The sequence below is a fragment of the Streptomyces sp. NPDC031100 genome, from assembly GCF_055570785.1.
In genome coordinates this window covers 196104-204465 of sequence record NZ_JBVIGN010000014.1, presented here as the reverse complement: position 1 = coordinate 204465, position 8362 = coordinate 196104, and the positions used below count along the sequence as shown (strand labels likewise).

Genomic DNA, 8362 nt, shown 5'->3' with positions numbered 1-8362 from the left:
GTGACGTCTCGCGGCCGGTGCGAAATTTCTTCTGTCGCCTCCAGCGGCCGCCACTGTCCGGTGCGGAGAAAAGAGGAAGTCGTGACCACCACCCTTCATTACGAGGACCCCGTCGAGGGATTCAACGGCTGGCTCGTCTACGACGGCCGCACCGCGGACATCGCGGCCGGCGGTTTCCGGGTGCAGCCCGGCGTCACCGAGGAACTGGTGGCCTCGCTCGCCGCCCGGATGACGCTCAAGCAGCGTGTCCTCGGCCTCGGCGTCGACGGCGCCAAGGCCGGTATCGACTACGACCCCGCCGCCCCCGGGAAGGCCGCCGCGGTGCGCCGGTTCCTGGCCTTCCTGCGCGAGGAGCTCGCCGACCGGTTCAGCATGGGCTGCGACATGGGAACCCGCTGGCACGAACTGGAGGAACTCGCCGCGCTGGAGGGCATCCCCTCCATCAAGTACGTGGTGAAGAAGGCCCAGGGGATCAGCGACCAGGACTTCTTCGGCCGGCTGCGCACCCTGGACGCCTCCGTCGGTGCCCTGACCCTCGGGCAGCGCCGCGCCGGCCACGCCCTTGCCCACGCCGCCCTGGCGGCGGCCCGGCAGCAGGGCCGTCGCCCGGACACGCTCACCTGTTCCCTCCAGGGCTTCGGCAACATGGGCCGGGCCGCCGCGTACTCCCTGCTGGAGCACGGCGTACGGATCACCGCCGTGGCCGACGCCCACGCCTGCGTCGTGGACCCGCGCGGCCTGGACATCGCCCGCATGCTTCAGACCGAGCAGAGCCGGGCCGTGGACTCGATCGCCCCCGGGGCCCTGCGGCTGCCCCGCGAGACGCTGCTCGACCTCCCCGCTGACGTGCTGATCCTGGCGGCCGGGGAGAACGCCGTCACCGAGGAGCAGGCCCGGGTGCTGCCCTGCCCGGTGGTCGTGGTCGGCTCCAACCACGGGCTGAGCGCCGTGGTCGAGCAGAGCCTGGCCGAGCACGGGGTGTTGGTCGTACCGGACTTCATCGGCGGTATCGGCGGTTCGGCCTCGATCGACGCCCTGTTCGGGCCGTCCGCCGCGCCCGACCCGCAGCAGGTCCTCGACGGTGTCGCCGCGATGATGGACGACCTGCTGGACGACCTGCTCAGCCGCGCCCGCAACCTCGGCACCACCCCGCGGCAGGCCGCCCTCGACTTCGCCGCCGTCGCCGTGGACAAGCGCGGGCAACGCCCCTACGGCACCGGGCCGTACGCGCAGTCCGCCCTGCGCCGCGCGAGCCGCGCCCGCCGCATCGCCGGCCCGGCCACTGCCGCCGCCTCTGCGGCCTCGGCTTCCGCCGCCCCCTCGGCGGAGGCCCGGTGAGCAACCGCACGATCCTGCCCGACGCCCCCCTGCACACCCTGGACCCCACAGACCCCATGCACGCCACCCACACGACGAGCGCTCCGCACACATCCCCGAGCGACCCCGCCGCGGCCGCGCCCGACTGCGCCCACGAGCGCGGTCACATCACCGACTCCCGCTTCTACGGCCACATTTACGCCACCGAGACCAGCCGAGCCGTGTTCTGCGACGTCTGCCGCTTTCAGAGCTGGCTCGACATCGAGGCCCAGCTCGCCCTCGCCCAGGCCGAGCTCGGCATGATCCCGCGGTGGGCGGCCGACCGGATCGCCGAGAGCGCCCAGGTACACCTGCTCGACCTGGACGGCGTCCGGGCCGAGATCCGCCGCACCGCGCACTCCCTGGTGGGACTGCTGCGCGCCTTCCAGGCCGTCTGCGGCCCGGAGGCCGGCGAGTACATCCACTACGGCACCACCACCCAGGACATCCAGGACACCGGCCAGGTCCTCGCCATGAAGCGGGTGCTGGACAGCCTCCAGTCCCTGATCGCCGGCATGGTGCGACGGCTCGCGGAGATCTGCGACGAGCACGCGACGACCGTGGTGCTGGGCCGTACGCACGCCCAGCCCGCCCTGCCGATCGGCTTCGGCCTCAAGGCGGCCGGCTGGATCGACGAACTCCTGCGCCACGACGAGCGCATCGAGGCCCTGCGGCCGCGCGTCCTGGTCCTCCAGCTGTTCGGCGGGGCCGGCTCCATGGCCGGCTTCGACGGCCGGGGCCCTGAGCTGCTGGAACGGCTCGCCGCCCGGCTCGGGCTGGCCGTGCCGGACACGGGCTGGCACGCCGCCCGCGACCGGATGGCCGAGTACGTCTCGACCCTCGCCATGACTGCGGGCACCCTCGGCCGGATCGCCGACGAGATCCGCACCCTCGGCCGGCCCGAGATCGCCGAGGTCCAGGAGGCCTGGTACCTCGGCAAGGTGGGCAGCTCGACCATGCCGCACAAGCGCAATCCCGAGGGCTGCGAACAGATCGTGGTGATGGCCCGGCTGGCCGCCGCGCAGGCGGGCCCAGCACTCGCCGCGATGGGCGGCGACCACGAGCGCGACGGGCGCACTCTCCGCATGGAGTGGGTGTGCGTGCCCGACGTCTCCCACTACACGCTGACCGCCTGCGAGATCATGACGCGAGTGCTGGGCGGGCTGACCGTCCGCACGGACCGGGCGCTGGCCAACGTACTGGAAGTCCGCGACCAGGTCGCCACGGAGGGCCTGATGCTGGCCTTCGCCGACCACCTGGGCAAGCAGAGCGCCCACGAGCGGATCTACCAGCTGATCCAGCAGGGCATCAGCGAGCGGCGGCCGCTGCGCGAGCTGATCGAGGCCGACGAACGGCTCGGCGGCGTGCTGAGCCCGGCCGAGCTGGACCGCCTCTTCGACCCGGCTCGCTACCTGGGCGACTCGGCACTGCTCACCCGCCGCGTGACGGACCGCGCCCGCGCCTGGCTGGCCACCCGCGCGACGAGGTAGCAGCCGGCCCGTGGCCCGCCTCTGCGGCCGACCCATGGCCGCCGGTACCGCGCCGCCCGTGCCTCGCCGGGCACCGCCGCAGCACTTCCCTTTCCACCGCCCCGTATGAGGACCCAACGATGACCTCCGCCTCCGCCCCCCTGACCGCCGGCCAGCAGGCCCTGTGGCTCGACGAGTCGCTGCGCGGCGAGTCCGCCGTCTACAACGTCCCCGTCGCCTACGAGATCCACGGTCCGCTCGACACCGGAGCCCTCGCCCGAACCCTCACCTCGCTCGTCGCACGCCACCCGTCGCTCCGCGGCACCGTGGGCGTGCGCGAGGGCCGCCCGGCCGTCCGTACCGCCGCCGTGGCCGAGGCGCCGCTGGAGGTCCGCGACCTGCGGGAACTGCCGGCCGAGCAGGCCCGGGAGGAGGCCCGCGCCGCGGCCCGGGCATTCGCCGCCGAGCCGCTGTCCCTGTCTCGGCTGCCGCTCCTGCGCGCCCTGTTGCTGCGGACCGGCGAGCAGGAGGCGCTGCTGGTCCTGGTCGTCCACCACGGCTGCTTCGACAGCTGGTCCGTCGAGGTGCTGCGCGGCGAACTGGCCGCCGGTTACGAGACCGCCCTCGCCGGCACCCCGCTGTCCGCCGAGGACCTGCCGGCCTACGCCGCCCACCAGGACCTCGTAGCGGCCGGACCGGCGGACGGGTACGCAGCGGAGCTGGAGTACTGGCGCGAGCGGCTGGCCGGCAGCCCGGCCGAGAGCACCTGGCCGCACGACCTGAACCGGCCCGAGCAGCCCACCCAGCGCGGCGACGTGACCGGCTTCGAGATCCCCGGTGAACTCGCCGGCGCGCTGCGCAGGCTGGCCCGCACCCAGCGCACCACCCCCTTCGCGCTGTTCACGGCCGCGGTGCAGCTGCTCCTTGCCCGGGTCGCCCAGGACACCGACACCGGGGACGGCACGGTCGACGTGGCCATCGGTACCCCGGTGGCGCGGCGCGAGCACGCCGCCGCCGAGCAGCTCATCGGCTACCTCGCCAACACCGTCGTACTGCGCCGCCGTATCGCGTTCGAGGAGTCCTTCGCCGACCTGGTGGGACGCACCGGCCGTGAACTGCGCGCCGACCTCGGCCGGGCCGCCCTGCCCTTCCCCACCCTCGTCAGCGAACTCGCCCCGGGCCGCGCCCCGGGCCGCTCCCCGCTGTTCCAGGTGATGCTCGTGGTGGAGGACGCGCCGGCGCAGGAGCTGCGGCTGGGCACTGCCGTGGGACGGCCCGTCGAACTCCACACCGGTACGGCCAAGTTCGACCTCACCCTCACCCTGGCCCCGCACGGCGACGGCTACCGCGGCACGCTGGAGTACGCGGCCGACGTCTACACCGCCGCGACCGCCGAGGAGGTCGGGCGCTCCCTCGTCACCCTGCTGCGCGGAGCCGTCGCCGACCCGCAGACCCCGGTCGCCCGGATCCCGCTGACGGCTGCCACGGATCCCGCCACGGATGCGGCGACCGCCCCCGAGGAGGTCCGCCAGGCCCTTGCGCACGAGCTGTTCGACCTGACCGCGGCCCGGATCCCCGACACGCCCGCCCTGCGCTGGAACGGCGGCGAACTCAGCTACGCCCGGCTGCGCCACGCGGCCGACCGGCTGGCCCGCCGGATCGCCGGCCACCACGCCGTGGCCCTGTGCGCCCACCGCTCGCCGGAACTCGCCGTCGCCCTGCTCGCCGTGCTCAAGAGCGGCGCCGGCTACGTGCCCCTGGACCCGGCGTACCCGCGCGAGCGCCTCGACCACATGCTCGCCGACAGCGGGGCCGGACTGCTGCTGGTGCACTCCGACGCGGCCGACGGCCTCACCGTCCCGGACGGCGTGCGTGTCCTGACCCTCGACGACGTCCTGAAGGACCTCGACGGGCCGGTGGCGGAGCATGGGCAGGAGGAGCCGTTGCCCGCCGCCACCCCCGAGAGCCTCGGCTATGTCATCTACACGTCCGGCTCCACCGGCCTGCCCAAGGGCGTCGAGATGCCGCACGCCCCGCTCGCCAACCTCATCGACTGGCAGCTGGCGCGCTCCGGCTCCGCCGAGGGCTGGAACACCCTCCAGTTCGCGGCGTTCAGCTTCGACGTCGCCTTCCAGGAGCACTTCTCCACCTGGGCCGGCGGCGGCACCCTCGTCCTGGTCGACGAGGACGTGCGCCGCGACCCGGCCCGGCTGCTGGCCTACCTGGACGACCAGCGGGTGCACCGGGTGTTCGCCCCCTTCGTCGCGCTCCAACAGCTCGCCGACGCCGCCGCCGAGACGGGCCGCTACCCGCAGTCGCTGCGCGAAGTGGTCACGGCCGGCGAGCAGTTGCAGGTGACGGACGCCCTGCGGAGCTTCTTCACCCGGGTCCCCGCCTTCCTGGAGAACCAGTACGGTCCCTCCGAGACCCACGTGGTGACCGCGGAGCGGCTCGGCGGTGCCCCCGAGACCTGGCCCGACCTGCCGCCCATCGGCCGTGCGGTCGACCTCACCACCGTGGAGATCCTCGACGACCGCCTGCTCCCGCTGCCCGTCGGCGTGCCCGGCGAGATCTGCGTGTCGGGCGTGGCCCTGGCCGACGGATACCGCGGGCGGGCGGACCTGACCGCCGAGCGGTTCGTGGTCCAGGGCGGCCGGCGCCTGTACCGTACGGGCGACTTCGGCCGGGTCCTGCCCGACGGCCGCATCCAGTGCCTGGGCCGCCGCGACGGCCAGGTCAAGGTCCGCGGCTACCGTATGGAACTCGGCGAGATAGAGGCCCAGGTCCGCCGGCAGGACGGGATCGCCGACGCCGTCGTCGTGGTCGACGACTCGCCCACCCGCGGCAAGCGGCTCATCGCCCACTGTCTGCCTGCCGCCGGCGCCGACTTCGCCCCCCAGCGGCTGCGTCGCGCCCTGCGCGCCGTCCTGCCCGACTACATGCTGCCGTCCGCTTACGTACGGGTCGACGCCTTTCCGCTGACCCCGAGCGGCAAGGTGGACCGCAAGACGCTCGCCGCCCGCCCCCTGCCCGGCTCCGGCGGCACCCCCGGAGCGGCTGCCGCCCGCGACGGTGTGGAGTTCGAGATGTGCGACCTGTGGGCCAAGGCCCTCGGCCGCGCGTCGGTCGGCATCGACGAGGACTTCTTCGAGCTCGGCGGGGACTCGCTCACGGCCGTCCGCCTGATGGCCTCGGTCCGCGCGCACTTCGCGATCGATCTCCAGCTCAACGAGCTCTTCCAGGCACCCACGGTCGCCGCCCTGGCGCGCCGGGTCCGCGACGGCGGGGACGGCGACGCCTCCGGCCCGCTGGTCCGCCTCCAGGCCGGCGACGGCACGGCTCCGCTGTACCTCTTCCCGCCGCTCGCCGGGACCGTCGTCCGCTACGCGCCGTTCGCCCGCGCCCTGGGCGCCGAGCGGACCGTGTACGGGCTCCAGTCGCCCGGCCTCCAGCCCGGCGAGGAGGCCTGCGAGACCATCACCGACATGGCCCGCGTGTACATCGAGCACATGCGCAAGGTGCACCCGGGCGGCCCCTGGCACGTCGGCGGCTACTCGATGGGCGGCGTGATCGCCTTCGAGGCGGCCCGCCTGCTCAGGGCGGCCGGCGAGGAGGTCGGCCTGGTGGCCCTGCTGGACACCAACCCGCGCATGGACCTCGACCCGGCGGAGGACTACGCCACCCGGATCCTCGTCACCATGGGCCTGAAGCTCGACCTCGACCTGGCTGCCCTGGCCGCCTTCCCGGAACCCGAACGGATCCGGCTGCTGCTGGAGCAGGGCATCGCCTCGGGCGCGCTGCCGCCGGACTACGACGAGGACCGGCTGACCCGGATGCTGCACGCCTACCGCCACAACGGCAGCGCGCTCGAAGGGCACACCATCGCGCGCTTCGACGGCGAGGCCGTGCTCTTCCGGGCCGAGGACCGCAGCGCGGACGTCACCGAGCAGCCCTACGACCTGGGGTGGGGCGAGTGTTGCGGCGGCCTGACGATCCGGGACACCCCGGGCTCCCACTTCACCATGCTGGACGCCGGCGGCCCCCTGGAGACCCTGTGCGCCCTGGTCAACGCCGAGCTGGAGGCCCGCCGATGAGCACCCGGACCGCCGGCGCGGGCGACGCCACCGGGACTGTCGGCACGGCCGAGGCTGCCGACACCGCCGAGACCACCGCCACTGCCGGCGCCGCCGGGAGCGCCGGGACGGTCGGTACTTCCGGGAGGGGCGGGCCCGACGGCGTGTCCCCCGAGCGGGGGCGCGGCGCGGACGGACTGCGCGCTCCGCTGCGCCGGCGCCGGTTCCGGCTGCTGTACGCCGGCCAGTGCCTCTCCCGCACCGGGGACTTCGTTTTCCAAGTCTCGCTGGCCGGGTACGCGGTCGCGGCGGGCAGCCCGGCGCTGCTGGCCTACACCCTGTTCGGGCAGGCGACCGGCACGGTGCTCATGCTGCTGGTGGGCGGCGCGCTGGCCGACCGGTTCGGCGCCCGCCGGGTGATGCTCGGGGCCGATCTGGCCCGGGCGCTGGCCACGGCCGGGGTCGCCGCCCAGGTGGCAGCGGGCGGCCGCAGCGTCTGGGCGGTCGCAGCCTGCGGACTGCTGCTGGGCCTGGGCGACGGGGCCTTCGAGCCGGCCTTCACCCTGGCCTTCACCGAGCTGCTGCCCAAGTCGGAGCTGCTGGCGGCCAATGCCCTTCAGTCCATCGCCCTGCGCACCGCCGGCATCGCCGGTGCGGCGCTGGGCGGGACGCTGCTCGCCGCGGTCGGCGCCGGCGTGTCCTTGGGCCTGGGCACGGCCGGTTTCACGCTCGCCCTCGGCCTGGTCGTGATCGCCGGCCGCTGGCCGGTCCCCGAGCGGCCCGCCTCCGGCGACGGCCTGCTCAAGGAGGCGACCGGCGGCATCCGGTACGTGTGCGCGAACCGCTGGCTGTGGGTGTCGATCGCCAGCTTCGGCGTCAGCGTGGCGCTGGTGGTGGCGCCGGCCAAGGCCCTGCTGCCGCTGGCCTCGGCCGACGTCCTGGGCGGTGGCGCCGGCACGTACAGCCTGCTCGTCGGCAGCCAGGCCGCCGGCGCCCTGCTCGGCGGACTGCTGGCGGCCCGGCTGCGGCGGATCCCGCCCGGCGTGCTGGTCTTCGGCGGGATGACGCTGGTCTGTGGCGGCTTCGCCGTCCTGGCCGTGTCCTCCGCCGTGGTCGTCTCGGTCGCCGTGGCCGTGGCCGTCGGGGCGGTGCTGTCCGCCGCGACCGTGGCCTGGGCCGCGACCCTGCAGAGCCGGGTGCCGGGCGAGCTGATGGGCCGGGTCTCCAGCGTCGACTGGCTGGTGTCTCTGGGGGTCTCGCCGCTCGCGCTGGTCGCCGTGCCGCAACTGCTGGCGTACGCCTCGGCCACGACGGTGCTGCTGACGGCGGCGGTCCTCGCGCTGCTCGTCAGCGCGGCCACCCTGCTGGTCCCGGATGTCAGGCGGCTGGCCTGGCCGCCCGCCGCTCCCGTCTGCTGATCGCGACTCCCCCCTGCTACTCCTTCCCTTCTTCTCTCCTTTTCTC

General features: G+C 74.5%; 4 protein-coding genes. All 4 read left to right on the top strand.

Annotated features, from left to right (window positions below; translation table 11 throughout):
* Window positions 1-81: 81 nt before the first annotated feature.
* The 4 genes from ACZ5DS_RS33835 (at window position 82) to ACZ5DS_RS33820 (ending at window position 8316) form a co-directional block, all read left to right on the top strand.
* Window positions 82-1338, top strand: a complete 1257-nt coding sequence (locus tag ACZ5DS_RS33835) for a Glu/Leu/Phe/Val dehydrogenase dimerization domain-containing protein (RefSeq protein WP_468246190.1) — start codon at window positions 82-84, stop codon at window positions 1336-1338.
* Complete coding sequence (locus tag ACZ5DS_RS33830) at window positions 1335-2846, top strand: class-II fumarase/aspartase family protein (protein WP_468246187.1); 1512 nt, start codon at window positions 1335-1337, stop codon at window positions 2844-2846. The genes ACZ5DS_RS33835 and ACZ5DS_RS33830 overlap by 4 nt, the downstream gene beginning before the upstream one ends.
* A 119-nt stretch (window positions 2847-2965) precedes the next feature.
* Entirely contained in the window at window positions 2966-6919 is a 3954-nt protein-coding gene (locus ACZ5DS_RS33825; RefSeq protein ID WP_468246185.1) for a non-ribosomal peptide synthetase, read from the top strand.
* Window positions 6916-8316, top strand: a complete 1401-nt coding sequence (locus ACZ5DS_RS33820; protein ID WP_468246183.1) for an MFS transporter — start codon at window positions 6916-6918, stop codon at window positions 8314-8316. The genes ACZ5DS_RS33825 and ACZ5DS_RS33820 overlap by 4 nt, the downstream gene beginning before the upstream one ends.
* Window positions 8317-8362 lie beyond the last annotated feature (46 nt).